The 24,519-nt window shown below is 70.2% G+C and carries 20 protein-coding genes; 8 read left to right on the forward strand and 12 right to left on the reverse strand.

All coding sequences use genetic code 11. The annotated features are described in order from the left end of the window. Positions 1–333 precede the first annotated feature (333 nt). From JHY01_RS23350 to JHY01_RS23365, 4 genes are read left to right on the forward strand one after another with little or no spacing between them, the layout of a single operon-like run. Positions 334–1,269, forward strand: a complete 936-nt coding sequence (locus JHY01_RS23350) for a carbohydrate ABC transporter permease (protein ID WP_205328118.1) — start codon at positions 334–336, stop codon at positions 1,267–1,269. Then, a complete protein-coding gene (locus JHY01_RS23355) occupies positions 1,266–2,195 on the forward strand; it encodes a carbohydrate ABC transporter permease (protein WP_205328119.1) in 930 nt (309 codons plus the stop codon). The genes JHY01_RS23350 and JHY01_RS23355 overlap by 4 nt, the downstream gene beginning before the upstream one ends. Next, positions 2,195–3,616, forward strand: coding sequence for a GH1 family beta-glucosidase (locus JHY01_RS23360; protein ID WP_205328120.1), 1,422 nt, complete (start codon positions 2,195–2,197; stop codon positions 3,614–3,616). Before JHY01_RS23355 ends, JHY01_RS23360 begins: the two co-directional genes overlap by 1 nt. Positions 3,617–3,651: 35 nt before the next feature. Then, positions 3,652–4,725, forward strand: a complete 1,074-nt coding sequence (locus JHY01_RS23365; RefSeq protein WP_205328121.1) for a LacI family DNA-binding transcriptional regulator — start codon at positions 3,652–3,654, stop codon at positions 4,723–4,725. Positions 4,726–4,780: 55 nt separating this feature from the next. Here JHY01_RS23365 and JHY01_RS23370 read toward each other — a convergent pair whose 3' ends face one another. Then, a complete protein-coding gene (locus tag JHY01_RS23370; RefSeq protein WP_205328122.1) occupies positions 4,781–5,170 on the reverse strand; it encodes a VCBS repeat-containing protein in 390 nt (129 codons plus the stop codon). Then, the gene (locus JHY01_RS23375) at positions 5,170–5,331 is read right to left on the reverse strand and encodes a hypothetical protein (protein WP_205328123.1); all 162 of its coding nucleotides are present in this window, start codon (positions 5,329–5,331) and stop codon (positions 5,170–5,172) included. The genes JHY01_RS23370 and JHY01_RS23375 overlap by 1 nt, the downstream gene beginning before the upstream one ends. A 244-nt stretch (positions 5,332–5,575) precedes the next feature. On the opposite strand from JHY01_RS23375, the gene JHY01_RS23380 reads away from it, so the two are divergent. Next, positions 5,576–7,723, forward strand: coding sequence for a (Fe-S)-binding protein (locus tag JHY01_RS23380; RefSeq protein ID WP_205328124.1), 2,148 nt, complete (start codon positions 5,576–5,578; stop codon positions 7,721–7,723). Positions 7,724–7,904: 181 nt separating this feature from the next. Here JHY01_RS23380 and JHY01_RS23385 read toward each other — a convergent pair whose 3' ends face one another. The 6 genes from JHY01_RS23385 to JHY01_RS23410 all read right to left on the reverse strand — a co-directional run bounded on the left by JHY01_RS23385 (position 7,905) and on the right by JHY01_RS23410 (position 16,408). Next, positions 7,905–8,369, reverse strand: coding sequence for a nucleoside deaminase (locus JHY01_RS23385; RefSeq protein WP_205328149.1), 465 nt, complete (start codon positions 8,367–8,369; stop codon positions 7,905–7,907). 153 nt (positions 8,370–8,522) lie between these two features. Continuing rightward, positions 8,523–9,029, reverse strand: a complete 507-nt coding sequence (locus JHY01_RS23390) for a tRNA adenosine deaminase-associated protein (RefSeq protein ID WP_205328125.1) — start codon at positions 9,027–9,029, stop codon at positions 8,523–8,525. A 472-nt stretch (positions 9,030–9,501) separates the two neighbouring features. Further along, entirely contained in the window at positions 9,502–10,854 is a 1,353-nt protein-coding gene (locus JHY01_RS23395) for a PrsW family intramembrane metalloprotease (protein ID WP_205328126.1), read from the reverse strand. Then, the gene (locus JHY01_RS23400) at positions 10,851–11,285 is read right to left on the reverse strand and encodes an STAS domain-containing protein (RefSeq protein WP_307814550.1); all 435 of its coding nucleotides are present in this window, start codon (positions 11,283–11,285) and stop codon (positions 10,851–10,853) included. Before JHY01_RS23400 ends, JHY01_RS23395 begins: the two co-directional genes overlap by 4 nt. Positions 11,286–11,402: 117 nt before the next feature. Further along, positions 11,403–11,957 carry a two-component system response regulator gene (locus JHY01_RS23405; protein ID WP_205328127.1) on the reverse strand — a complete coding sequence of 185 codons (555 nt, stop codon included), beginning with the start codon at positions 11,955–11,957 and terminating at the stop codon, positions 11,403–11,405. Then, complete coding sequence (locus JHY01_RS23410; protein WP_205328128.1) at positions 11,954–16,408, reverse strand: HAMP domain-containing protein; 4,455 nt, start codon at positions 16,406–16,408, stop codon at positions 11,954–11,956. The genes JHY01_RS23405 and JHY01_RS23410 overlap by 4 nt, the downstream gene beginning before the upstream one ends. 247 nt (positions 16,409–16,655) lie before the next feature. Here JHY01_RS23410 and JHY01_RS23415 point away from each other — a divergent pair, with 247 nt between their 5' ends. Then, a complete protein-coding gene (locus tag JHY01_RS23415; RefSeq protein ID WP_205328129.1) occupies positions 16,656–17,621 on the forward strand; it encodes an LPXTG cell wall anchor domain-containing protein in 966 nt (321 codons plus the stop codon). Between the two features lie 197 nt (positions 17,622–17,818). Continuing rightward, on the forward strand, positions 17,819–19,900 hold the full coding sequence (locus JHY01_RS23420; protein WP_205328130.1) for a SpoIIE family protein phosphatase: 2,082 nt from the start codon (positions 17,819–17,821) through the stop codon (positions 19,898–19,900). Positions 19,901–20,046: 146 nt separating this feature from the next. On the opposite strand, the gene JHY01_RS27920 is transcribed toward JHY01_RS23420, so the two are convergent. Continuing rightward, a complete protein-coding gene (locus JHY01_RS27920) occupies positions 20,047–21,003 on the reverse strand; it encodes an NlpC/P60 family protein (RefSeq protein ID WP_205328131.1) in 957 nt (318 codons plus the stop codon). 335 nt (positions 21,004–21,338) lie between these two features. On the opposite strand from JHY01_RS27920, the gene JHY01_RS23430 reads away from it, so the two are divergent. After that, a complete protein-coding gene (locus JHY01_RS23430) occupies positions 21,339–21,830 on the forward strand; it encodes a cysteine dioxygenase family protein (protein ID WP_205328132.1) in 492 nt (163 codons plus the stop codon). Positions 21,831–21,929: 99 nt separating this feature from the next. On the opposite strand, the gene JHY01_RS23435 is transcribed toward JHY01_RS23430, so the two are convergent. The 3 genes from JHY01_RS23435 to JHY01_RS23445 form a co-directional block, all read right to left on the reverse strand. Then, a complete protein-coding gene (locus JHY01_RS23435; protein WP_205328133.1) occupies positions 21,930–23,447 on the reverse strand; it encodes an NAD(P)H-hydrate dehydratase in 1,518 nt (505 codons plus the stop codon). Between the two features lie 28 nt (positions 23,448–23,475). Beyond that, a complete protein-coding gene (locus tag JHY01_RS23440) occupies positions 23,476–23,847 on the reverse strand; it encodes a holo-ACP synthase (RefSeq protein WP_205328134.1) in 372 nt (123 codons plus the stop codon). A gap of 190 nt (positions 23,848–24,037) precedes the next feature. Further along, the gene (locus JHY01_RS23445; RefSeq protein WP_205328135.1) at positions 24,038–24,517 is read right to left on the reverse strand and encodes a hypothetical protein; all 480 of its coding nucleotides are present in this window, start codon (positions 24,515–24,517) and stop codon (positions 24,038–24,040) included. Between the last annotated feature and the right edge of the window lie 2 nt (positions 24,518–24,519).

The raw sequence follows: 24,519 nt of genomic DNA on the forward strand, positions 1-24,519 counted from the left end.
CCGGCTCCCCCCAACGTCCATCCCGCCCCCGCGGTACCGGCACCGCAGGATCGTCCCGGCACATCAGGCCCGCAGCGGGAGAGCACCACAGGCGGTCGGCCCGGCGGGCCACGCCGCGACCGTTCCGGTCTCGAAGCCTGCGAGCCGAAAACGAGCAGTCTCGGCGAAGCTCGCGTGCCGTAGATGAGCAGTCTCGGCGAAGCCTGCGAGCCGTGAATGAGCAGTCTCGGCGAAGCCTGCGAGCCGTGAATGAGCAGTCTCGGCGAAGCTTGCGAGCCGTGAATGAGCAGTCTCGGCGAAGCTTGCGAGCCGTAAATGAGCAAGGAAGGCCCCATGACCACCCGCAACGCCGCACCGCGCCTCACCTGGCGGGAGAAGCTCACCAGAGTCGACGCCAAGGCCATGCCCTACGCGCTGGTGTCCCCGTACTTCATCTTCTTCGCCGTCTTCGGTGTCTTCCCCATGGCGTACACGCTGTACGCCTCACTCCACTCCTGGAAGCTGGGGAACCCCGAAAGGGAGTTCGTGGGACTCGACAACTACGAGTTCCTGCTGACGACGTACGACCGCTTCAACTGGTCGGTCGTCAACACGCTCGGGATGTTCGTCATGGCCACCGTCCCGCAGATCGTGTGCGCCCTCATGGTCGCCAACGCGCTCAACAAGATGATCAAGCGGGCGATGCTGTGGCGAATGCTCATCCTCGCCCCCATCGTGACCTCGGTGGTCGCCGTCGGCGTCATCTTCGCCCGCATCTGGGGCAACGAGTACGGCATGGTGAACGGCGGGCTCGAACTCATCGGCCTCGATCGCGTCGACTGGCAGGTGGGGCGCTTCTCCTCCTGGTTCGCCATCTCATCCATGGTGGACTGGCGCTGGATGGGATACAACGCCCTGATCTTCCTGGCCGCCATGCAGACCATCCCGCGCAACCTCTACGAGGCCGCCACGGTCGACGGCGCCTCGCCCCGGCAGCAGTTCTGGAAGATCACCATCCCCCAGCTCAAGCCGATCCTCATCTTCACCGTCTTCGTCTCCTCCGTCGGCGGCATGACCATGTTCGTCGAACCCATGATGTTCGGCGGCGGGCAGCTCAACGGCGGCGCGGACGGCCAGTTCCAGACCACCGCGATGGTCCTGGTCGACATCCTGCGCACCCACGGCAACTACGGCATCTCCTCGGCAGCCGGGTGGCTGCTCTTCATCGTCATCGGCATCGTCGCCGCCATCAACTTCCTCGTCGTCAACCGCATCCAGGGGAACAAATGAGCACCGCCACCGCGCCCCGCGACCAAGCGACCGCCGCCGCGCCCCCGCCGAAGGCACCCAAGCCGAAGCGCCGGAAACCGTCCTCCTCCCCTGCCGGCGGCATCCTCGCCCCGACGATGCTCACCCGCCTGGGCCTCGCCGGCGTCGCGATCCTCTCGATCTTCCCGCTGTACTGGATGATCGTCATCGCCTCCCGCACCACAACGGACGCCTCCGGATTCCCGCCCGCGCTCCTTCCCGGCGGCAACCTCGGCGAGCATATCCAAGAGGCCCTCACCAACCCCGAGGCCAACCTCCTGCTGGGCCTGCGGAACTCGCTCATCATCACCGGCACCGTCACGATCTCGGTGGTGCTGCTCTCCACCCTCGTCGGGTTCGCGTTCGCCAAACTCCGGTTCCGCGGTTCCAAGGTGCTCATGGGCACCGTGCTGTTCTCGATGATGGTGCCGCTCCAGCAGCTCGGCATCGTGCCGCTGTACATGGTCATGGTCGAACTCGGATGGCTCGACACCCTCCAGGCCGCGATCCTGCCGTTCCTCATCAACGGGTTCGGGGTCTTCCTCATGCGCCAGTACGTGGAACAGTCCGTGCCCGACGAGATCATCGAGGCCGCCCGCATCGACGGCGCCTCCACCCTCGGCATCTGGTGGCGCATCGTGCTCCCCGCGCTCCGCCCGGCGATGGTCGTCCTGGGCCTGCTGACCTTCATGCTCAACTGGAACGAGTTCCTCTGGCCCTTCATGGTGCTGAGCGACGAGAACCCCACCGTCCAGCTCGCCATCCGCCAGATCTCCACCGCCACGTGGTCGGCGGACCTCTCAATGGTCTTCACCGGGACGCTGATCTCGATCATCCCTATCGCGATCCTGTTCGTCATCTTCGGACGGCAGATCGTGCACGGCATCATGGAAGGTTCTGGCAAGTAATGACCAACGAAATCGAAACCGACGCGCTCGCGGCGCGGTTCCCGACAGGGTTCACCTGGGGCGCGGCGACCTCCTCCTACCAAGTCGAGGGGTCGACCGGCGCCGACGGCCGCGGACCGTCCATCTGGGACGCGTTCGTGAACGAGCCGGGCCGGGTGGTCGACGGCTCCAACGGCGACACCGCGATCGACTCCTACCGCAGCATCCCCGAGGACGTCGCCACCATCAAGGCCCTCGGACTGAGCGCCTACCGCTTCTCGCTGTCGTGGCCCCGGATCTGCCCCGACGGCGACGGCCGCGTCAACGAAGCGGGACTCGTCTACTACTCCGACCTCGTGGACGCCCTCCTCGCCGAGGGCATCACCCCGTGGATCACCCTCTACCACTGGGACCTCCCGCAAGCCCTCGAAGACGCCGGCGGGTGGCCCGTGCGGGCCACCGCCGAGCGCTTCGGCCAGTTCGCGTCCATCGCGCACGCGGCCCTCGGCGACCGCGTCAAGCACTGGATCACGGTGAACGAGCCCTGGTGCGCCGCGTTCCTCGGCTACGCCTCGGGCGAGCACGCCCCCGGGCGCCGCGAGCCGGCCGCGTCCATCGCCGCCGCGCACCACCTCATGCTCGGCCACGGCCTCGCCGCCCGCGCCATCAAGGCCGCTGACCCCGAAGCCGTCGTGAGCGTCGGGCTGAACTTCTACCCGGTGCACGCCGCCACCGAGACGCCCGTCGACATCGACGCCGCGCGCCGCGTCGACGGCGTCCAGAACCGCTGGTTCACCGAAGCGGCCCTGCGCGGGGCCTACCCCGAGGACATCGTCGAGGACTTCAAGGCGGTCACCGACTTCTCGTTCGTCGAGGACGGCGACATGGCGCTCATCAACGCGCCCGTGGACGTGCTCTCGGTGAACTACTACAGCCGCTTCACCGTTACCGGTAACGGGGGCGCGGCCTCGGCTTCCGCGGCGCCCACGGGCGCCGGATCGGCGTGGCCGGCCAACGAGCACATCGGCTTCGTCTCCGCCGGGCTCCCCGTCACGGACATGGGCTGGGAGATCGACCCGGGCGGGCTCACCGAGACGCTGACGCGCCTTCACGCCGGCTACCCGGACGTGCGGCTCGCGGTCACCGAGAACGGCTCGGCCTTCCCCGACAAGATCGAGGACGGGCAGATCCACGACCCGGAGCGGCTCGAGTACGCGCACGACCACCTGGCCGCGTGCGCCGACGCCCTCGAGGCCGGCGTGCCGCTCGTCGGGTATTTCGCCTGGTCGCTCGCCGACAACTTCGAATGGGCCTGGGGCTACACGAAGCGGTTCGGACTGGTGTACGTCGACTTCGAGACCGGTGAGCGCACGGTCAAGGACTCCGGTCGCTGGTACGGCGACCTGGTGCGACGTGCCCGTTCGAACCGTGAGGCAGAATAGATCCACACCAACGTCGCCCAGAGGTGAGATGCACGATGACCGAGACCCGGCTTGAGGCCCCCGGCGAGCCTTTGAAGAGCGAACGCCGACGCCGTTCCGGCGGACGGCCGACCCTCGACACCGTCGCCCGCCACGCGGGCGTCGGGCGGGGCACGGTGTCGCGCGTCATCAACGGCTCCCCGAAGGTCGCCGAGGACACCCGCGCGGCGGTCCTGGCCGCGATCAAGGAACTGGGGTACGTCCCCAACCAGGCGGCCAGGACGCTCGTCACCCAGCGCACGGACACCGTGGCGTTGGTGGTGACGGAGTCGCAGGAGTGGCTGTGGTCGGAGCCGTTCTTCGCGGGGGTGCTGCGCGGGATCACCGAGCAGCTCGCCGAGGAGAACATGCGGCTCATGCTCACGTTCGCCCCGCGCGACGGCAGCCGGTCCGACCTCGAGTCGTACCTGCTGGGACAGCACGTCGACGGCGTCATGATGGTCTCGAGCCACTCCGGCGACCCGCTGCCGGAGCGGCTCGAGGACGCCGGCATCCCCATCGTCCTCTGCGGCACGCCCGCCGGTTTCCGCCCGATCGCGTACGTCGACTGCGACAACCGCTCGGGGGCCCGGCAGGCCGTCGACTACCTGGCCGAGAAGGGCCACCAGCGGATCGGCCTCATCGCCGGCCCGCAGGACATGGCCGTCGGCGTCGACCGCCTCAACGGCTACCGTGACGGCCTCCGCGGCCATCGGCTCCCGGTCGAGGAGACGCTCGTGTCGGTCGCCGAGGGCTTCGACGAGGCCAGCGGCATCAAGGCCGCCCGCAACCTCTTCGACACCGCCGGCGAGCTCGACGCGGTCTTCTGCCACTCCGACCCGCTCGCGATCGCGACGCTCCGCGTCGCCCGCGAAAGGGGCATCCGAGTGCCCGAGGACCTCGCCCTGGTCGGCTTCGACGACTCCCCGCTCGCGGAGGTCGCCGAACCGCCCCTCACCACCGTCCACCAGCCGACCGAGACCATGGGCCGCGAAATGGCCCGCCTCCTCTGCGGCCGCATCCGCGGCGAGGAGGCCGGACCACTGGTGACGATCCTCGGCACGAGAATCGTCGTCCGCGAATCCGCATAGCGCGCAAGCGGAAGGGCCCGGCTTCGATCGAAGCCGGGCCCTTCCGCTTGCGCCGTCAGGCGATGATGTTCATCGAGTTCCAGCCGGTCCCGTTCTGCACGCGCGAGCCATAGCCGCCGGCGCCGTCGCCCCTGTACAAGTACAGGGCCCCGTCGGACTTCCGGCGGGCCAGCCAGTCAGCGTGCCCGTCGCCGTTGAAGTCGTGCCCGGACACGATGGCGCTCATCGCGTTCCAGCCCGTCCCGATCTTGACGGGATCGGCTAGGACGTTCAGTCCGTTTCCGGGATACGTCCAGAGGTTGCCGTACTTGGTGTCCCGGGCGAGCAGGTCGGGGATGCCGTCGCCGGTGATGTCGCCGGCCATCGCGATGTCCATCTTGCCCCAGCCGGTGCCGACCACGACACCCGCTTCGAAGGTGCCGCCCCCTTTGCCCGCAGAGAACATCAGGGAGATGTGGTCGGGACGGTGCCGAGGGCGGCGCAGTCGATCAGTGTCGCCTGGGACTGGGCCGCGCCCGGATGGGCGATCAGGGCGGCACCCAGGGCCGCGGCCGTGGCCGCGGCGATCCGCCTGCGACGCCGCTGCCGGGTCGAGATTCGGTTCATTCAGGTGTCCTGCGGTTCCGAGGGGAGTCGGGTTATGGTGCCGATGGTCTGGCAGAAGCTACACGCGCTTCGCGAAAGGACGGTTGCAGTGCGGCACGGTGCGGCGAAGGACGAGACCCGCCCATTGCGGCCCGTTCCTCGCGTGCGGTCGTCCGTGGCTACGCCGACAGCGCTGTCGACAGGATAGCTACCGGGCAGTAACATGTATCGTGATCGGGAACACCGCCACTGCCGAGAGGTCGCCATGGGAGTCGTCCAAATCGTCACGGCCACGGTCGCGTTCGCGTACACCGCGGTCGCCATCGGGCTGTTCGTCCGAGCCGGGCTCGGGATGCTCGAGCTCATCAAGCTCGGCGCGCCCGACAAGACCCGCAAGGGCGACCGCGAGGCGCGCATCAGGACCATGCTGCGGGAGTCCCTGGGGCACACCAGGATGCTGCAGTGGACGTGGGTCGGGCTCGCGCACTGGGCGGTGTTCTTCGGGTTCTTCCTGCTGGCCCCGGCCCTGGCCGCGTCGTACTTCGAGGTCCTCAACCCCGAGTGGGGCCTGCCGCTCGTCGGGCACTGGGGGCCGTGGCTGCTGGCCTCGGAGATCCTCACCGTGCTCACGGGCGTGGCCATCGTCGGCCTCTTCGCCATCCGGATGTTCCGGCAGCCGCGGGCGATGCGGGTGCCGCCGCAGGGCACCGCCTCGGAGGCAGGGCAGCGGAGCTCGTCGTCCAGGTTCGAGAACTCCCGGCAGTGGATGGCCTTCTACATCGAGGCCACGATCTTCACGATCGTCCTCTCGCACATGGCGGTCCGCGTCTTCAAGGTCGCGCTCGACGAGGTCCCGGAGTGGTCCTCGCCGGTCTCGTCGCTCTTCGCGGGCGCCCTCAGCGATGCGTCCCACGACGCCCTGCTGACCGCGGTCACGCTCGCGGCCGGCCTCGACATCCTCGTGTCGTGGACGTTCTTCCTCATGCTCGCGCTCATCCCGTCGATGGGCATCGGCTGGCACCGGGTGACGGCGTTCTTCAACCTCTACTTCAAGCGCAACGCGGACGGCGCGGTCTCGCTCGGCCCGGCCAAGCCGATGCTCATCGACGGCGAGCCCGCCGACTTCGAGACCGCCGACCCCGAGACGCAGCCCTTCGGCGTCGCCACCATCGGCGACTTCACGTGGAAGGGCCTGCTCGACTTCTCGACCTGCACCGAATGCGGACGCTGCCAGTCGCAGTGCCCCGCGTGGAACACCGGGAAGCCGCTCTCGCCGAAGACGCTCATCACGGACCTGCGCGACCACCTGTACGAGCAGGCGCCGTACCTGAAGGCCGCGGCGATCGCGGCCGAGCGCGGCGGTGAGGCGGACCCGCACGAGAAGATCAACATCATCGGCAACGTGATCGACCCCGACGTGCTGTGGTCCTGCACGACCTGCGGCGCGTGCGTCGAGCAGTGCCCGGTCGACATCGAGCACGTCGACCACATCCTGGACCTGCGCCGGAACATGGTGATGATCGAGTCGGACTTCCCCGAGGAGGCGCAGACCATGCTGCGGAACCTCGAGAACAAGGGCAACCCTTGGGGCGAGAACCCGGCCCACCGCCTCAAATGGGCCGAGCCGCTCGACTTCGAGGTGCCGATCGCCGAGGCCGGCGGCGACTTCGAGTACCTGTACTGGGTCGGCTGCGCCGGTGCGTACGACCCGAAGGCGCAGAAGACCTCCCGCGCGGTCGCGACCCTGCTGCACGATGCGGGCGTGAAGTTCGCGGTCCTCGGCGAGGCCGAGACCTGCACGGGCGATTCGGCGCGGCGCATCGGGCACGAGTTCATGTACCAGATGCTCGCCGAGCAGAACGTGGAGACGCTGAACGAGGTCGGCGCGGTGAAGATCGTCGCGACCTGCCCGCACTGCCTCAACACCATCGGCAACGAGTACGAGGACATCGGCGGCAAGTACGAGGTCGTGCACCACACCGAGCTGCTGAACGACCTGGTGAACGCCGGGAAGATCACGCCTGTGGAGGAGCACGAGGGCAAGCTGACCTACCACGACCCCTGCTACCTGGGTCGGCACAACCGGATCTTCACGCCGCCAAGGGAACTGCTCGGGTCGTTCGCGGAGGTCACCGAGATGCCGCGCACCGAGGAGCGCTCGTTCTGCTGCGGCGCCGGCGGCGCCCGCATGTGGCTCGAGGAGCCGCTCGGCAAGCGCGTCAACCGCGAGCGGGCCGACGAGGCGGTCGCGACCGGCGCCAAGACGGTGGCCGTGGGCTGCCCGTTCTGCTCCACGATGCTGCGGGACGGCGTCGCCGACGCGGGCCGGGAAGACGTCGAGGTCATCGACATCGCGCAGCTCCTCGCGAGGACGCAGGAGAAGCGAGCGGAGAAGGCCGTCGCCGCCGAATGAACGCCGCAACGCGCCAACGTATCTCGGTGACGATCGGTGGCCGGCTCTTGACCACCGACACCGCGGCCAGATTCGGTGAACTCCTCGGAGTCGACTGCATCGAGTTGAAGCCCTGAGGATTCGGGGCCGCCGACGCGGCGCCTACGAAGGGCGGTATGGGATTCCCATGCCGCCCTTCGGCTTACCTGCCGAAATAGGCGCGGAGCATCGCCGCCGATTCGGCTTCGAGGACGCCGCCGTAAACGTCGGGGTTGTGGTTGAGGCGCGGGTCGCGCACCACGTCCCACAGCGAGCCGACCGCGCCGGTCTTCGGTTCCCAAGCACCGAACACGATTTCACCCACTCGTGCGAGCACCGCCGCACCGGCGCACATCGTGCACGGCTCCAAGGTGACCACGAGCGTGCAGCGTTCGAGCCGCCACCCGTCGCCGTGCGCGGCCGCCGCCGCGCGCAGCGCGAGCACCTCGGCGTGCGCGGTCGGGTCGCCCAGGGCCTCACGGGCATTGGCTGCCGCGGCGAGCTCGCGCCCGTCAGGCCCGATGACGAGGGCGCCGACCGGCAGGTCTCCGCGGAGCCCGGCGGGTGCGGCGAACTGCGCGGCGTTCGCGTCGGGTGCGGCGAGCCGCTGCGCGGCAGCGGGAGTCATGTCGGACGGGGCGGCGTCGGCCGGGTGCGCCGGGCCGCCCGGCCTCAGGTGGGGTTCAGGGTCCGCCGGGAGGCCTCCGGTGCGCGCGATCTCGAGCGCGCGGCGCATCCAGCGCTCATGGCGATCGCGGCGGGACTGCATGGGGCTTCGGCTCTAGGAGCCGGTGGCGTCTTCCAGGGCCTCGGTGAAACCGATGGCCTTGGCGACCTCGGAGACCACGTCGGAGGGCATCATGCCCTCCTTGGCGCACAGTGCCAGCAGGGTCGAACCGGGCACGCCCAGGTCGCCCAGCACGTCCGCCTCGCCGACGGGCTCGGCGTCAAGCTCGGTCGGGCGGGCCGAGATCGACTCCTCGTCCTCGGTGTCGATCTCCTCGGTGTCCTCGGGCTCGAGGTCGCCGAGGAGGGCCTCGCCCAAGCGCGACTGCGACGCGTACTCGGCGTCGGACCCGAAGGTGCGCAAGTCGTCGCCATTGTCGAGGCGCATCACCGTCAAGTACTCGTCGTCGGCATCGACGAACAGCAGCGTCAGGTCGGCGTCAGGGAATGCCTCACGCATGACCTCGGCCGCGTCCTCGACATCGGCAACAGCGTCGAGGTCGACCTCCGCGGCCTCCCACTCGTCGCCCTCGCGGCCCACAGCCACAGCGAAATACGACACGATCCGTCCCCGTCTTCTCATTCAATGGAACCTGCGGCCCGATTGGGCAGCCGTTCGATACGACCTACTGAAGGATGTGGCGACCCGCGGTTGATGTAACCACAGGATCCAGTCGCCGGTCAGCAAAAGATACAGCTCGCATGAGAGCCCCGTGACGCCAGCGGCCGTCCCTGCGACCGCCGCTACGCCGACCGCCGCCCCGCGGTCACCGTAGCGCGCCAGCAGCGCGGCGGCGACCGCTCCGATCGTACTCGCGGCCAAAGTCACCCAGGCGAAGCCCGCCCCGGTGGGCAGTGCATCGCCGGTGCTCCTGGCGTACGCCAGGAGCCACAGGAGCACCCACAGACCGGACAGGACCGAGCCGGCCGCCACCGGGCCGACGCGGACTGGATGGGGCTCCCTCCAGTGGGGCCTCCCGGGGCGCGGCGGGTGCGCTTCGGGACTCGTCCAGGAGGTGGGCCCGATGGGTCCCTCATGCATACGTCACAGGGTACGCAGGCGGGGGCGCCACCGGTAGTGGCATCACCGGCTGCGAGGGCGCCTCGACGGCCCGGACCTGGCCGTCGGGGAACGTGATGTGGTACTGGCGGCCGTCCCAGAGGGCGGGGGGCATGTAGCGGTCGGCTCCGGCGTAGACGGCGCGGGCGGCGTTCATGCGGTAGACGGCGTGCTCGATCTGCCGTCCGTCCCAGGGACGCCCGATCGAGGCCTGGTCGTACTGCTCGGCGAGATCGGAGGCGGCCCTTTGGAAGTCCCTCATGGCGTTCTCGCCGGGCTTCCCGGCGTGGCGGTACGCCCAGGTGCGGGCGGCGGCGCGGCGCGAGAACGTCGCGAGCGACGCCAGCTCGGGCGGCGAGACCTGACCGGCCGCGCACAGCGGGGCGAGCACGGTCTGGGTGCGGCGGGCGTCGGCGGCGCGGAGCCACAGGGCCGCACCGACCATGGTGAAGAACAGGGGCGCGAGGAACGCCGGGTAGAGCGCGAACCACAGGGCGGGCATGTCCAAGTTGACGCCGAGCACCGAGGAGCCGTTCCACAGGGCGTGGAGCCCCATGCCGCACAGGAGCATGCCGATGATCCAGACCGTCTGGATCCCCTTGCGGCCGGGCCTGCGGGCGGCCTTGCCGAGGCCGATCGCGGAGAGGCCGGTCATGAGCGGGTGCGCGAACATGGTCGCGAGGCCGCGCACGGCGACGAGGATCGTGACCTGCGCGATCCCGGCGGCCGCGTCGAGCGACTGGGCGCCGTACAGGTACGCGCCGGAGGCGTAGAGGACGTTCTCGGCGACGGCGAACCCGGCCCCGGCGAGTCCGCAGTAGACGAGGGCGTCGAGGGTGCCGGTGAGGTGGCGGCGGGCCGTCCAGTACACGAGCAGCGGGCCGAGGAGCTTGGCGATCTCCTCGATGACGGGGGCGGAGACGACGGCCGCGAGGTTCGGGTCGAAGTCGTTCCGCTCGAGGAGGATCGAGGCGCCGGTGTTGACGATCAGGGAGATCGCGGTCGCGACGCACGCGCCCCAGCCGAAGCAGAACGCGAGCACGAGCCAGGGTCGGCGCCGGTAGCGGCCGAGCCACAGGAACGTGCCGACGAGGATCGGCGCGGGCAGGATCGCGGCGGCGAGGCCGACCGCGAAGGCCTGGGCGCCCGCGCCTTCGACGATGGCCCAGGCGAGGACCGTGCCGCCGCCCGCGAAGAGCAGGGCGACGCCGGTGATGAGGATGCCCCTGACCTTGCGGGCCAGGCCGATCCGGGCGAGCGCGATGCCGCCGAGCGCGAGGATGGCGGCGGCGCCGAGGATCGCCTGCGCCGTGGTGGTGAGGTTCATCGACGGGGCTCCTGGCCGGGGTCGGGCCTGCCGAGGGTCTGTCCGCTGTCGGTGCCGGTCTCCTCGACGTCGCTGAGGCCCAGGGAGGGGCTGTCGGCGGGGTCCGTGGCGGGCTCGCGGATGACGAAGTGCTCGCCGATGCCGGAGACGGCGAGGAGCCGCTTGAGGAAGTCGCCGAGGTTCGCGAGGACGAGCACGGCCCGGGATCGGGCCGCCGCGCGCGCGAGGATGACGAGCGTGCCCAGTCCGCGGGAGTCGCAGAAGGTCACGCCCCGCATGTCGAGGACGACCCGTACGGGGTCCTCCACGAGGGCGGCGTCCACGGCCGCGGAGAGCCGGGGCGCGGTGTGCAGGTCGATTTCGCCGGTCAGCACCACGATCGTCTCGTTCGCCTCCCGGTATACCGAGATGTCGAGCTTTTGGTGCGTCACGCGCTCAACCCTAGCCGGTTTACCCCTGAAGGAGGAGTCCCGGAGGCGGATAAGGTTGCCGGCCCCTCGAGAAGATGGACCGGGGTCGCGGCCTCGGCCGGCCGAACGGCGGCGCCGCTATGCGGTCCCCGGCTCCAGCAGGCCCAGGATCCGGTCGATCTCCGGGTCCGCGTCGCGGCCCTCCTGCCAGGCGGCGAGGGCGTCCCGCGCCTGGTCGAGCCGCCGCGTCAGGAGGCCTTCGCGCTCGCGCAGGTCCCGCGTCCGCTCGGAGGTCTGCCGCAGCGCCTGCCCCTGCGCCCACAGGTCGATGAAGACCTTCACCTTGGTGCGCAGCATCCACGGGTCGAACGGCTTCGTGATGTAGTCGACCGCGCCCACCGAGTACCCGCGCATCGCCAGATGCGCGTCCCGGTCGGCGGCGGTGAGGAAGATGATCGGCGTGTGCCGGGTCTTCTCGCGCTGCTTGATGTGCCGCGCCGTCTCGAACCCGTCCATCCCGGGCATCTGCGCGTCGAGCAGGATCGCCGCGTAGTCCTCCGACAGGAGCCGCTTCAGCGCCTCCTCACCGGACGTGACCGCGATCGTGTTCACCGGCAGCCCTTGAAGAATGGCTTCCAGTGCGAGGAGGTTCTCAGAACGGTCGTCAACGAGCAGGACGCGGGCGGTGCTCATGCGGTGCCTCCAACGGTCGGTTCGCCATTGTCGCGTTCGGACGCCGCCCCGCCTCCCCCGGGGGCGGCTTCGTGTGCGCCGCCTCGCGCAGCGTGGCGCCCGTCCCCGCCCGGCCCGGTCACGATCCACTGCGACATGGTGTCGAGCAGCAGGTCGAGGTCCACCGGCTTCGTCAGGTACGCGCTCGCGCCCGCCTCGACGGACTTCTCGCGCTGCTCGGCGAGCGCCTGCGCGGTGAGGAACACGATCGGCAGGTCCGCGAACTGCGGCATGCGGCGGATGACGCGCGTGGTCTCGTTGCCGTCCATGCCCGGCATCATCGAGTCCATGAGGACGATGTCGATGCCCGGGTGGTGCTGCAGCGCGTCGATGCCGTCCGCGCCGTTCTCGGCGTAATGCACGTCGATGCCGTGCAGCTCGAGCGCGGCGGTCAGCGCGAAGACGTTGCGGATGTCGTCGTCGACGATGAGCACGGTCGCGCCTTCGAGGTGCTGCGCGGCGGCCGACGACGAGGGCGTCTCCGGTGCCCCCGTGAGGATCCCCGGGGAGGGCTCGCGCACGGCCGGGATCTCGGAGCGCATCGGCGTGTAGTCGCCGTCCGCGTCGATCTCGACCGGGACGGCGAAGGTGAACTTCGAGCCGGCGTCACCGGTGTGCTCGATGTACACGTCGCCGCCGAGCATGAGCGACAGGGACTTCGAGATCGAGAGGCCGAGGCCGGTGCCGCCGAACGTGCGCCGCGTCGTGCCGTCGGCCTGCTGGAACGGCTCGAAGATGATGCCTTTCTTGCCTTCGGCCACCCCGATGCCGGTGTCGATGACGCTGAACGCGAGCCGCTCGCCCGCCGCGTTCAGATGCGGCGCGTCGAAGCGCAGGTCGGCCGGGACGCGCCGCACGGCGAGGGTCACCGACCCGGTCCGCGTGAACTTGACCGCGTTCGACAGGAGGTTGCGCAGGACCTGCTGGAACTTCTGCCCGTCGGTCTGCATCAGCTGCGGCACGCCCGCGCCGACGTCGACGTTGAACTCCAGGCCCTTGTCCTCGGCCTGCGGCCGGAACGCGGCCTCGATGTCGCCGAGGATCTCGGCGAGGTCGACCGGGTGGACGGAGACGTCCATGCGCCCGGCCTCGATCTTCGAGAGGTCGAGGATGTCGTCGATGAGGGTGAGCAGGTCGGTGCCCGCGTTGTAGATGGTGCGCGCGAACTCGATCTGGCGCTCGGAGAGGTTCCCGTCCGAATTCTCGGAGAGGAGCCGCGCGAGCAGCAGCAGCGAGTTCAATGGCGTGCGCAGCTCGTGCGAGACGTTCGCGAGGAACTCCGACTTGTACTTCGAGGCCTGCGCGAGCTGCTCGGCCTTCTCCTCGATGTCCTTGCGGGCGGTCTCGACCTCTTCGTTCTTCAGCTCGATCGCCTTGTTCTGGGCCGAGAGCAGCTGCGCCTTCTCCTCGAGCTCGACGTTGGTCTCCTGCAGCCGGTTCGACTGGGCCCGCAGCTCCTGCGCCATGCGCTGCGATTCGCGCAGCAGCACCTCGGTGCGGGCGTTCCCCTCGATCGTGGCGAGGGTGACGCCGACGTTCGGGGCGAGCGCGTCGAGGAAGCGCTTGTGAAGCCCGGAGTAGGTGTTGAACGACGCGAACTCGATGACGCCGCGCACCTTGTCGCCGAACTGGACGGGCAGGATGATGAGATCGGTCGGGGTGGCCTGGCCGAGGCCCGAGGAGATCTCGAGGTAGCCCTCGGGGATGTCGTGCAGGTGGATGGTGCGCTTCGAGGCGGCGGCCTGCCCGACCATGCCCTCGTTGTCCTCGATGAGCTTCTTCTCGCCCGGGTTCGGGTGCCCGTACACGGCGTTGAGCCGGTAGGTGACGTGCCCGGAGACGTCCTCGTGCCTGACGTAGAACGTGGAGGTCTGCGCGTCGATGAGCGGCGTGACCTCGTCCAGGACCATGCGGGTGACCTCTTCGACGCCCCTGCGGCCCTGGAGGAGCGAGGAGATGCGCGCCAGGTTCGAGTTGAGCCAGTCCGCGTCGGTGTTCTGGCGGGTCTTGTCGCGCAGAGCGGTGATCATCTGGTTGATCGACTCGGTGAGGTCGGCGATCTCGCCCGCGGCCTCGAAGTCGACGGACTGGGTGAGGTCGCCTCGGGCCACGGCGTGGGCGACGTTCGCGATGGCGCGCAGCTGGAGGGTCAGCGTGGCGGCGAGCGAGTTCACGTTGCGGGTCAGCGCGAGCCAGGTGCCGGAGACGCCGGCGACCTCCGCCTGGCCGCCGAGGTTGCCTTCGACGCCGACCTCGCGGGCGACGCGGGTGACCTCCGTGGCGAAACTGGAGAGCTGGTTGACCATGGTGTTCACGGTGTTCTTCATCTCGAGGAACTCGCCCTGCGCGTCCACCGTGATCTGTCGGCTGAGGTCGCCTCGGGCGACCGCGGTCGTGACCTCCGCGATGTTGCGGACCTGGAGCGTCAGGTTCGTGGCCATCGAGTTGACGTTGTCGGTGAGGTCCTTCCACGTCCCGGAGACGCCCTGCACGTTCGCCTGACCGCCCAGGATGCCCTCGGTGCCGACCTCGCGGGCCACGCGCGTCACCTCGTCGGCGAAGGACGAGAGCCGGTCGACCATGGCGTTCATCGTCGACTTCAGCTCGAGCATCTCGCCCTGCGCGTCGACGGTGATCTGCCGGTTGAGGTCGCCTCGGGCGACCGCGGTGGCGACGGAGGAGATGTTGCGGACCTGGCTGGTCAGGTTCGAGGCCATCGAGTTCACGTTGTCCGTGAGCGCCTCCCAGATGCCGGAGACGCCCTGCACGTTCGCCTGGCCGCCGAGCTTGCCGTCGGTGCCCACTTCGCGGGCCACCCGGGTCACCTCGTCGGCGAACTGCGACAGCTGGTTCACCATCGAGTTCATCGTCGACTTCAGCTCGAGCATCTCGCCCTGCGCGTCGACGGTGATCTGGCGACCCAGGTCGCCCTTGGCGACGGCGCTGGCGACGGAGGAGATGTTGCGGACCTGGCTGGTCAGGTTCGAGGCCATCAGGTTGACGTTCTCGGTGAGGTCCTTCCAGGTGCCCGAGACGCCCGGCACGTCCGCCTGGCCGCCGAGGCGGCCCTGTGAACCCACTTCCCGGGCCACACGGGTGACTTCGGCTGCGAAGCGGCCCAGCTGGTCGACCATCGTGTTCACGGTGGTCTTGACCTCCGCGACCTCGCCCTGGGCGTCCACGGTGATCTTCTGGCCGAGGTCGCCCGCCGCGACCGCGCTGGTGACCTTCGCGATGTTCCGCACCTGCTCGGTGAGGTTCGCGGCCAACTGGTTCACGTTCTGGGTGAGGTCGCGCCAGGTGCCCGAGACGCCTTGGACGTTCGCCTGGCCGCCGAGGCGGCCGTCGGTGCCGACCTCGCGGGCCACGCGCGTGACCTCGTCGGCGAAGGACGAGAGCTGGTCGACCATGGTGTTGACGGTGGTCTTGAGCTCGAGGATCTCGCCCTGCGCGGGCACGGCGATCTTCTGGTTGAGGTCGCCGCGGGCGACTGCGGTGGTGACCTTCGCGATGTCGCGCACCTGGTCGGTCAGGGACGAGGCCATCGAGTTCACATTGTCGGTGAGGTCCTTCCAGGTGCCCGAGACCCCCGGCACGTCCGCCTGGCCGCCGAGGCGGCCCTCGGTGCCGACCTCGCGGGCCACGCGGGTGACCTCGCCCGCGAACACCTGGAGGGTCGCGGTGAGGGAGTTGATGGTGTCGGCGAGCTCGGCGACCTCGCCGGAGGCCTTGACGGTGATCTTCTGGCCCAGGTCGCCCGCCGCGATCGCCTGGGTCACCGTGGAGATGGACCGCACCTGCTCGGTCAGGTTCGAGGCCATGGTGTTCACCGCGTCGGTCAGTGACCGCCAGGTGCCGGAGACGTCCTGGACGTCGGCCTGCCCGCCGAGCCGGCCTTCGGTCCCGACCTCGCGGGCCACGCGCGTGACCTCGCCCGCGAACGAGCGCAGGAGCCCGACCATCCGGTTGACGGTCTCGCCGAGACGGCGGAACTCGCCGCGCAGCTGCTTGCCCTCGATGTCGAGCGCCGCCTCCTGGGAGAGGTCGCCCGCGGCGACCGCTTCGAGGACGCGCCCCAGCTCGGTCGTCGGCCTGACCAGGTCCTCGACGAGCCGGTTGACGCTGGCCGCGCCCTCGGACCAGCCGCCGTCGAGGTGCTCGACGATGAGGCGGTGGTTCCAGGAGCCCTCCTCACCGACGACGCGGGCGATGAGCGCGAGGTCGCGGGCCTGCCGGTCGGCCTGCTCGACCACGGCGTTGAACCGGTCGACGACCTCCCCGGCCAGGCCCTCGCCGCGGGGGAGCCGCACCGAGAAGTCGCCCCGCTCGACGGCGCCCAGCGCGTCGGCCAGGCTTCGGAGCAGGTCCGACTCGTCGGTCGGGCTCGCTGTACGGGAAACGGTGTCCGTCATGGCGTAGTTCCTCAGCTGCGGAGACAGGCTTGGGTACCAGGTTGTCACACGAACCGGGCAAACGTGAAGGCAGGTTACTCAGGGCATTGTGTTCGGTCACGGCACGTTATCGAAAGAAAACTGACAGAACCTCGCAACCGGTATCTCCTGCAGTGCGTGTGGATAGTTGCAGCGCTCCCGCGGGCGAGTCAGTCAGTGGAGACCGCGAGAGCGCCGCACCACAATTCGAAACACCAATAGGAGATACATGTCCACCCTCAACAAGACCGGTCTGCGCGTCGCCGCGGCCGGAGCCGCGGCGGCCCTCACGCTCGCGGTCGGCGCTCCCGCCTTCGCTCAGGACGAGACCACGGCCCCCGCGGACCCCACCACCCCCGCCGCGGACGCGACCACCGAACCTGAGACCGACGCGACCACCGAACCCGAGGCGGGCACGGAAGCCGCGACGACGGAGGCCGAGACCGAGGAAGAGGGCCCCGAGGTCACCGAGCCCCCGGTCGACGAGGAGCTCCCCGAGATCGCCGAGGAAGGGTTCGAGTACGAGTTCGCGTTCCTCAACCACATCCTGACCGGCGCGAACCCGGGCGAGACCCTCACCGCCTTCCCGCACCTGCGCGTCAACGGCGAGTCCGGCCTCGGTGACGAGCGCGGCGCGACCGTCCTGTGGTTCGAGGACTCCTCGGACGTCGACGCGTGGTTCAACGAGGGCGAGCTCGTGTTCACCGACGCCGTCGACGTGATCGCCGACTACGACAACTGCGACCGCTTCGAAGAGACGGTCTACTGCGTGCTGACCGACTTCGACCCGCAGGTCGGCACCACCTACACCCCCAGCGAGGACACCCCGGTCCTCTACGAGGTCCTCAAGGCCGTCACCGAGGCCGACGGCGCCGCTTACGGCGCCTACGACATCACCAAGGACGAGCTGGCGATCGAGATCGAGGCCGGCCTAGACCCCGAGAGCGACAACAACCTGACCCTGGTCGAGACCGAGTGGGACATCGAGGACGAGTACTTCTCCGACTACTTCGGCTGGGTCTTCTTCGAGGGCGACGACCGCGGCTGGGGCCAGGTCCCCGGCAGCGAGGACCCGCTGCCGACCACCGGCAACTCCTCGATCATCCTGGTCAGCTCGGCCGCCGCCGCACTGCTCGCCGGCGCCGTCGTCTTCTTCATGCTGCGCCGCCGCAAGGCCGCGACCACCTGGGAGTAGACGCACCCTGATCCGGTGACGTACGAGAGCGCACGGATCGACGCTTGAGCGGCGGCCGCCCCACCGGGCGGCCGCCGCTTCGCTTTCCGCATGCGGCCCAAGGACACTGCGAACGGCCTTCGGCGCGGCCCCTTCGGACGCCCGGAGCGGCGACTCGGTACCGCGGCACGCGGCCCGACGGGCATAGACTGGGGCCCGTGACGTACCCCGAGAGGTTCGCCCGGCGCCTCCGGCTCCCGGCCGACGACCGCTCCCCCGCCGCCGCCCGCGCCGCCGTGCGCGCGGTGCTCACCGAGGCCGGCCTCACCGAGCTGCTCGACGAGACCCTGCTGCTGACGACCGAACTGGCGACCAACGGCGTCGTCCACGCCGGCACCGACATCAACCTCACGGTCGCGGCCGACCCGATCGGCGTGCGCGTCACCGTCACCGACTACCGCTCCGGCGGCATCGACCCGCTCGACACGGCGATGCCCGAGGTCACCGCCGAAGGCGGGCGCGGCCTGCTGCTCGTGGACCGGTTCGCGTCCTCGTGGGGCACCACGCACGACCAGACCGGCAAGTCGATCTGGTTCCGCATCGACCGCGACCCCGACGCCCGCCCGGCCACCCGCCCCGACCCGGACGCCGCCGCCGAGACGAACCTGCCCGACCTGAGCCAGCTCGCCGCGCTCCTCACCGTCGCGCCCGCGATCCAGTCGCGGCTGCCGGTCGACCAGATCGTCACCGAGCTGCTCGCCCGCTGCCACGACACCACGGCCGCCGCGGGCGGCGCGATCGAGTACGACGCCGGGGACGGCGCCGGTGCGCAGATCCTCGCGAAGTTCGGCGACGTCGGCAGCGTCTCGGTCGCCGTCCCGCTCCCGCTCACCGCCCCCGCCTGCGGCAAGCTGATGCTCGCCGGGGAGGCCGAGCCGAGCTGGCGGCCGCTCGCCGAGCTCGTCGCCGAACGCATCGCGCTCGCCGTCCAGATCGACCGGATGCGCACCGACGAGCAGCGCCGCTCCGGTTGGCTCACGTACCTCGCCGAAGCCGGGGAGCTCCTCGCGCACTCGCTCGAAGAGCACCTCACCGTGGCGCTCATCCCGCAGCTCGTGGTCCCGCAGCTCGGCCGCTGGGCAGCCGTGCACCTCACCGGCGACGGCCCCGACCTGCGGCTCGCTTCCCTCACGCACGCTGAGGAAGCCGAGCTCGAGCACCTGCGGACCAAGCTCGACACCGCCGCCCCGGCGCTCGCCTCCGCGCTCGCCACCGACGGCTGGACCGGCATGGAGCTGCCGGTGCCGCGCGGCCTCGACGGCATCGCCGTGCCGCTCTCGGCGCGCGGCGCGACCATCGGGGTCCTCACCGTGGGCAAGCACGTCGAACGCCAGCACTCCTCAGAGGAGCGCGCGGTCGTCGCCGACCTCGCCAAGCGCAGTGCGCTCGCCCTCGACAACGCGCGGATCCACGCGGAACGCCAGGCCGTCGCCAACGAGCTCCAGGCCGCGCTCATGCCGGGTTCGCTCCCCGACGTCGCCGGCGTGTCCTTCGCCGCCGAGTACCTGCCCGCCACGGCGCGGCGCCTCCCCGGGTCCGGTCCGGGCCCGGTGTCCGGCACCGAGGTCGGCGGCGACTTCTACGACGCGACCGAGCTGGCCGACCACCGCCTGTGGGTGGCGATCGGCGACGTGTGCGGCAAGGGCGCGCAGGCCGCGGCCGTCACCGGCGTCGTGCGCGACGTCCTGCGGGTCATGGCCCGCGACGGCCGCCCGCTGCCGCGCGCTCTCGAACTGCTCAACGCCACGCTCCTCGAGCAGCCCGGCGACATGCGCTACGCGACCATCGCCTCCGCGCTCCTCGACCGGGACCCGGACGGCTCGCTCAACGCGACCCTGTGCCTCTCGGGCCACGAGAAGCCGCTGCTGCTGCGCGCCGACGGCGAGATCGCCTGGGTCGGTCGCGAAGGGACCGCGGTCGGGCTCTTCCCCGACGTCAAGGTCAACCCCGAGGAGGTGCGCCTCGACCCCGGCGACACCCTCGTGTTCTTCACCGACGGCGTGACCGAGCGCCGCGACGGCGCCGCCATGTTCGGGCACGAGCGCATCGAGAGGGCCGTACGGGACGCGGCGGGCAAGGGCGCCAGGCAGATCGCGACGGCGCTGCTGGAGGCCGTCGAGGCGTTCTCCCCCGAGTCGCCGCGCGACGACATCGCGATCCTCGTGGTCCGCTGCGATCCGAATTTACGGCTCGCAAGCTTCGCCGAGGGGCCCGAGTTACGGCTCGCGAGATACGCCTAGGAGCCCAAGATGCGGCTCGCAAGCGGCCTTGGCGAAGCTTGCGAGCCATACATGAGCCTCGCCGAGGGGCCCGAGTTACGGCTCGCGGCACGGCCAGGACATGAGCGAGGGCCCCGCGAGTTCGCGGGGCCCTTCCCATTGCGGCGCTAGTGCAGGAGCGTGCCCGCACCGTAGTAGCTGTTGCCGTGGTGCACTTCGACGACCTTCACGACGGTGGTCGAGTTCGGGGCGTGCACGATCAGGCCGTTGCCGATGTACATGCCCACGTGCGCGAGGCCGTTGTAGAACACGAAGTCGCCGGGCTGCAGCTCGTCCTCGCTGATGTGCGCGACCATGTTCCACTGCGCGGCCGCGTTGTGCGGCAGGGAGATCCCGGCCTGGGCGTAGGCGCCGAGCATGAGGCCCGAGCAGTCCCACGAGTTCGGTCCGGCCGATCCCCACACGTAAGGCTCGCCGATCTGGTCGAGCGCGAAGTCGACGATGGTCCACTGCTGGTTCGTCATGTGGGGCAGGTCGTATTCGAGGACCTCTTCGCCCGCGGCGGTCTTCCACTCCTCCTCGAGGTCGGTCATCCGCTCGGTGAGCTCGTCCGCGGCCTTCTGCAGCTCCGCCTGCTCGGATTCGAGGTCCTCCTGCAGGTCGTGAAGCAGTTCGGACTGGACCGCGTACTCCTCGGAGGCGGTGCGCAGTTCGCCCATGAGGTCGAAGTTGTAGAGGTTCGCCGAATTCAGGCGGTCGAGGCGCTCGACGAACGCGTCCGGGGTGCCCGATTCGAGCAGCAGCGCCACGTCCCCGATGCCCTGATCCACATAAGTCTCGCCGATGAAGTCGGCGAGCTGGTCGCGGAGCACGTCGAGCTCGGCTTCGGCGGTCTTGAGGTTGGCCTCGGTCTCCTCGATCAGCTCGCGGTTCTCGTCGACTTCTGAGGCGAGCTGGTTGTACTCCTCAACGGCCGCAGCGAGGTCTTCGTCGACCGCGTCGATCTGGTCGTTGATGTCCTCGGGCGAGTCCTGTGCCCAGGCGGGAGCCGAACCGACGGAGACCAGAAGGCCGCCTACCACGGCGGCGGACATCCACTTGCGTCGAACAGACGGCTGCTTCACGAGGAGAGTGCTCCTTCGGGATGGGAAAGACGGGGTGCATACAAGACACGCACAGGGCCGCCCGCGGGATGCACTGGGCGCCGCCGGGAGGCCGAACATGAGCGTAGCGCGCGGCTTTCCGCGCTGGTAGTCCCGGGAGTGACAAATTCGCAGGGTAACCGGCATTCCACCGATGGTGTGCCGCTCCTGTGAGTTGCCTGGGAATTGGTACCATTGCGCGCATGACCTTCCCGATGTGTCGCTGTCGCCGCTGTCACCAGCGCTGAGCCTCCCCGTGCGGCTCCGCGCTTCCCCGCTGACAACCGTTCCGACGCATCGAAAGTCGAATCACCCAGATGAGCTCCAGCCTGCTGCTGCCGCCCGCTTCCCTTGCCGCTGAGCGCCTTGAGGCGCTCGCCGCGTTCTACGCCGCCAACCTCACGCTGCGCCCGCGCTTCACGAAGGGCAGCCGGTGGGCCCGCCGGGTGCTCTCCGGGCCGGGCCATGAGGCGTGGCTGCTCGCCTGGCTGCCGGGGCAGGGCACCGACCTGCACGACCACGGCGGCGTCGACCGCCCCGCCGCGGCGGCGGTCGCGGTGGTGTCGGGCGAGCTGACGGAGTTCACGGTGCGGCCGGGCGATTTCCCCGGCCTGCGACGGCAGCGGCTCGAAGCGGGCGAGGTCTCGGTGGTCGACGATCGCACGGTCCACGGGATGCGGAACCTCTCGGACGCGCCGGCGGTGAGCCTCCACGTGTACTCGCCGGGCCTGGAGGCGATGCGGACGTACCTGCTGGACGAGACCGGCCTGGCCCCGTCGAAGATCCTGCGCGCGGGCGAGGACTGGTGACGCGGCGAACGTGAAACGCGAGCGGAGCGTCCACCGCAAATCGGACATCATTGGATCCCCGGTACCAACCCTGACCCACGGGTACGACACCGTTTCCGGTCAGCGACGGCGCCCCGGCCTCTCCACCGCCGAGAGGGTTTCACCCACCGCTCGCGGGAGGGCCCTCGCTACGTCTGAGGCCGTCACCGTGCGGTGGTCCGCTCCGGCGATGCCGCCCGCCCGGCCGTGCATGTAGGCGGCGGCGACCGCCGCCTTCGCGCCCGCCATGCCCGAGGCGAGCAGCGAGGCCATGAACCCCGCGAGCACGTCTCCCGAACCGGCCGTCGCCAACTGGGGCCGCCCGGTCGGGTTCGCCCACACTTCGCCGTCGCTCGAGGCGACCACCGTGTGGTGCCCCTTCAGCAGCACCGTGCAGTTCAACCGCTTCGCCAGGGCCGCGGCCGCGGCACCGCGGTCCTCGGCCGGCAGGGAGCCGTAGAGCCGCTCGTATTCGCGGTCGTGCGGGGTGAGGATCACCGGCGCCTCCCGCTGCGAGAGCACGGACGGGTACTCGCCGATGAGGGTCAGGGCGTCCGCGTCGAGCACCACGGGCGCCGGCGATTCGAGCACGTGCCGCAGTTCGGTGAGCGCGGCCTCGTCGGTCCCGAAGCCGGGTCCGGCGAGCCAGGCCTGGACGCGTCCGGCCTCCTTCACCTCCTTCGTGCACACCACTTCGGGGTGGCGGCGGCGCACGTGTTCGGCGGCGGTCCCGGCGTAGCGCACGTACCCCGCGGGTCCGGCGAGCGCGCCGGAGGTGGCGAGGACGGCCGCGCCCGGGTACTGCTCGGAGCCGGCGGCGACGCCGACGACGCCGCGTGTGTACTTGTCGTCGTCGGGGCCGGGTTCGTGCCACCATGCGGCGAGGTCGCCTTCGTCGGCGACGCGCACCGCCGGGTGGGGGTCGAGGTACGGGCCGAGTCCGATGTCGACCAGGACGAGCCGGCCGACGAGGAGCGCGGCGCGGCCGAGCACGTGGCAGGGTTTGCGCGATCCGAAGGCGACGGTGACGTCGGCGTCGACGGCGCTGGCGGGGACGGCGCCGGTGTCGACGTCCACTCCGGAGGGGACGTCGACGGCGACGATGGTGTCGGCGTCGATGGCGGCGAGCTGGTCGATGGCGCGGCCGGGGAGGCCGGGGCGTCCGCCGATGCCGAGGACGCCGTCGAGGAGGAGGTCGCAGTGGCGGGGCGGCGCGGCGACGAGTCGCCCTCCGGCTTTGGTGAGTGCGGCGGCGGCGACGGGGTGGACGCGTTCGCCCATGACCGGGACGGCGAAGACCCGTGCGCCGCGGCGGGCGAGTCGGGCGGCGGCGAAGAGTGCGTCGCCGCCGTTGTCGCCGGGTCCGGCGAGGACGATCACGGTGGAGCCGTAGACGCCGCTGCGGCGGTGGTCGTGGCCGTGCCGTTTCAGGCTGCCTTGTTTCAGGCTTTGCCCTTTAGGGCTGCGCTGCTTCAATATCAGCGCGCATTCGGTGGCGAGCCCGGCGGCGGCGCGCTGCATGAGAGTGCCCGGCGGGAGCTGGGCCATCAGCTGGGCTTCGGCGCGGCGGACTGCCGCTGCTGACCAGGCACCGTCCATGGTGTTCCCTCTCAGGCCTGTTCGGCCGTCATGCCGTTTCGGCGATCACCACCGCTGTAGCGATACCGCCATCATGCGACAGCGACACGTGCCAGCGTGAGACGCCACGCTGCTGTGCCGCCGCCGCCACCGTTCCGGTGATGGTCAATGTGGGGCGTCCGTCGGGGAGGGAGAGTACTTGGCAGTCGGCCCAGTGCATGCCGCCGGGGGCGCCGAGTGCTTTGGCCACGGCTTCTTTGGCGGCGAAGCGGGCCGCGAGGGATTCGGTGCGGCGCGCGTGCCCGTCGGGGGTGCGGCGTTCGGCCTCGGTGAAGAGTTTGTCGGCGACGTGCGGGGTCCGTTCGAGCACCCTCTCGAATCGGTCCACTGCCACTACGTCTATGCCCACGGCGACGATCACCCCCCAAGAGTGCCACGGGATCGGGCAGACCGCCTTCTTTCAGGACGGTTCCACCGCCCAGGGTGACGCCTTGGCGCCGTCCGGCGGGCTGATCCGCCCGGGCGCGGTCTTCGGAGTCCGGGTCGAAGGCCTTGTCCCGCTGCTGGATACGCCCTCGTGGCCGCGGTGGGTGCCGGTCGGCTCCTCGGCTTCAAGCGGCGGGACGGTCTCGGGCCTGGTCGTGTCGTTTCAGGACCGTGACCAGCACGGCCGCGACCGCCAGGCCGCCGACCATGAAGGCGCTGCCTTTGATCACGGGCCCGTGCCATGCGTAGTCGGCGGTGTAGGCGGTCGGGCGCTGCGCGTCGGTGTCGAGCCGCACGTCGTCGACGGCGGACGGCATCGGATCGAAGGGTTTGATCCGCCGGCCTTGCAGGGTGACGCCGTGCTCGACGACGGTGCCGTCGATGCTGGTGAAGTCGCCGATGAGAGCGCAGGTCCGTTCGCACGAGTCGGTGGCGGTCGGAGTGAACGCCCCCACCGGGCCGTGGTCGAGTGCTCGGCGGCCGCCGAGCCCTTCGGTGATCAGCGCCAGGCCGACCCCGAGCGACAGCAGCACGAGGAAGGCGATCAGCACCCAGGCGAACACGCGCCCGGCTGGGCTCATCGGTTTGGACTGCCTGGTGGTCATGA

This window comes from Glycomyces sp. YM15 (assembly GCF_016918015.1).
Classification (GTDB): Bacteria; Actinomycetota; Actinomycetes; order Mycobacteriales; family Micromonosporaceae; genus Glycomyces.